The sequence below is a fragment of the Rhodoferax sp. RT5P35 genome (assembly GCF_056521385.1).
In genome coordinates, this window is sequence record NZ_JBWMAX010000033.1 from 1 (window position 1) to 2460 (window position 2460).

Sequence of the window (2460 nt, forward strand, 5' to 3'; positions counted from 1 at the left end):
TGGAGGTCGGGGTTTATCTGGTCGAGCGCCTTGATATCGGACAGCTCAACAATCGCTGGTTTGACCAAGCGACCGCCACTGCCGAGCCGCCCCAAACGCGCAACCTTGTGCCCATTCCTGGACAGCTCTTCAAGGTAAGCCTCAAATGCTTTGACATCTGTCTTTGCCGACACCGGACCAATGTCGGTCGAGGGGTCTGAGGCGCTGTTGACGCTACGCTCATTGAGCATGGCCTGCAGCATGTTCACCATCTTGTCTGCCACTACGTCTTGCAGGCACAGCAGTTTGAGTGAGTTGACCCGTGCGCCAGCGCCATCAAAGGCACCCAAGACCGCGTCGAAAATGACCTGCTCCGAGAGAGCGGAACTGTCGACCAACATGGCGGCAAACCCGGCGCTTCGTGCGAACACAGGCCGCTCAGGTTGAGCGCGGCCGGCATTCTTTGTCACTTCTGCTGTGACCTCACGGGACGCACCAATCACCACCGCAGCAGTCTTCTCATGCGACACGATGGCGGCGCCAACGGTTGCGCCGGGCCCTGCGACCACTTGCATGGCGGCTTCGGGAACCCCGCCCTCGGTAAGAAGTTGCTTCAATGCCAAACCGACCGCTTCAGTTCCCGAGGCCGACTTGAGCACCACTGGGTTGCCTACGGCCAATGCAGCGCTGCACTGCGTCATGGACCATGCCAGCGGAGACGTTGCCGGAGCGATGACCGTGACGGCACCCATGGGCAGTCCCAGGCAACATTTTAGGTTTTCAGGCCATTTTTTAAGTGCCAAAATGGCCTCCCGTGCTTATTAGATAGGCACGAGGCGCTCCTGTTTTTTACTATTAAAAGAGAAGCAAACTGGTTCGACTGCGCGGGCGGTAGCCAATGGGGGTCGGATCCCAATTGCGCGCAGGCTGCTGGCGGGTCGAGCACCATGTGGCCCGCATTTGGGCTCCGACCCCTATTGGCGGATTGACGTTTTCTGGCTGCCCGCCAGCATCCCCGGCCGGGAGTTGCGCCCGGCGGCGCAGTCACTTGTTCTTTTGCGCAAAAGAAAAGTAACCAAAAGAAAGGCGCCCCAACTGTCTGCGCCCTCCGCTGGCGCTACGGGAACCTGCGGTGCGCGCTTTGGGCGGGGTCTGGCTAAACTCGCCTGCGGCTCAGACAGACGCCAGCCCTGATCCGCCCAAAGCTGTGCTCCTCGGCGCATACAGATGGGGACCCCGGGTGCGGGATCGGGGGCGCTGTGCGCCCCATCGCGCCTAGGGCGCGAGCCCCTGTCTTGCCCCTTCCCCCTCCGGGGGAAGGTTGGGATGGGGGCTGGAGCCCAGGCCGTCTTCCCTATCAGATATAGGGGTCAAATCGGCCTCTACCGCCCATTCCACTGGCGCAAGCAGCTATAGAAAAAGGAGCAATTAAGCTGCCACCCGTACCTGGCTGCGTGCCGCCTCGGTGTGCCGTACTGGCGACAAACCGAACAGGCGGCCGTATTCGCGGGTGAACTGGGGCACGCTCTCGTAGCCCACAGCGAAGGCGGCGCTGCTGGCGCTGATGCCTTCGGACAGCATCAGCCGCTGCGCTTCGATCAGGCGCAACTGTTTCTGGAACTGCAGCGGCGAGAGCGAGGTGAGACTGCGGAAATGCTGGTGGAAGGACGACGGGCTCATGCCTGCCACCGCCGCCAGCCGCTCCACCGGCAGGGTTTGGGCAAACTCGGCCCGCAGCACGGCCACGGCTTTGGCGACACGGGGCGCGTGGCCATCGGGCCAGCCCAGGCGGCGGATGGCCGCGCCGTGCCGCCCGGCCAGCAGCCAGTAGTGCAGCTCGCGCACGCCTTGCGCCTGTAAAATCGGCAGGGCTGCCGGACGGTCCAGCAGGAGCACCAGCCGCAGGGCGGCGTCGGCCACCTCGGCCTCGGTGGCATCCACCCGCACCGGGGCGTAGCTGCCTTCGGGCCTCGGGTCCATCTGCGCGGCCAGGTCGGCCACCACGGCCAGGTCCAGCGGCAGCACCAGCGACAAATAGGGCGCGGCGGCGCTGGCGCGGGTGATCTGGTTGACGGTGGGCACATCGGCGGTGATCAGCAGCGAGTCGCCTGCGCTGAACGCAAACGCCTGTATGCCCGTGGTCACCAGCTTGCTGCCCTGCACCACCAGGCACACCATGGGCTGCGCCACCGCGTGCATCAGCCCGCTGGGCTCGGTGGCGCGGGCGACGGCCAGGCCGGGGATGGGCGTGGGGGTCAGGCCGGTGGCATGGGGGTGGGCCTCGGCGTAACGGCCCACGGCGTGCAGGAGTGTGGTCATGGCCCAAGCGTATCCGGTTGCCGTCGCGTGCGGATGGGTTTTGGAGGATCAGGCAAGGAACGCCGCGCAACAGGCAACTGCGTGCAGCCCCCGCGCCAGACACTGAAACCCTCACACAACCGGAGCTTTCGAATGCAAAAAATCACCCTCATCACCGGAGCC

Annotated in this window: 2 protein-coding genes; both read right to left on the reverse strand. The window is 64.5% G+C overall.

What is annotated here, in order from left to right; translation table 11 throughout:
* On the reverse strand, nt 1–731 hold a 731-nt coding region (locus tag AC097L_RS23190; RefSeq protein ID WP_479589101.1), incomplete at its 3' end, for an aldehyde dehydrogenase family protein.
* 676 nt (nt 732–1407) lie between these two features.
* Entirely contained in the window at nt 1408–2298 is an 891-nt protein-coding gene (locus AC097L_RS23195; protein WP_479589102.1) for an AraC family transcriptional regulator, read from the reverse strand.
* Between the last annotated feature and the right edge of the window lie 162 nt (nt 2299–2460).

Bases quoted from the DNA above. Each gene is read 5' to 3' on its own strand.
- AC097L_RS23195 (WP_479589102.1), bottom strand. From the start codon at position 2,298: ATGACCACACTCCTGCACGCCGTGGGCCGTTACGCCGAGGCCCACCCC.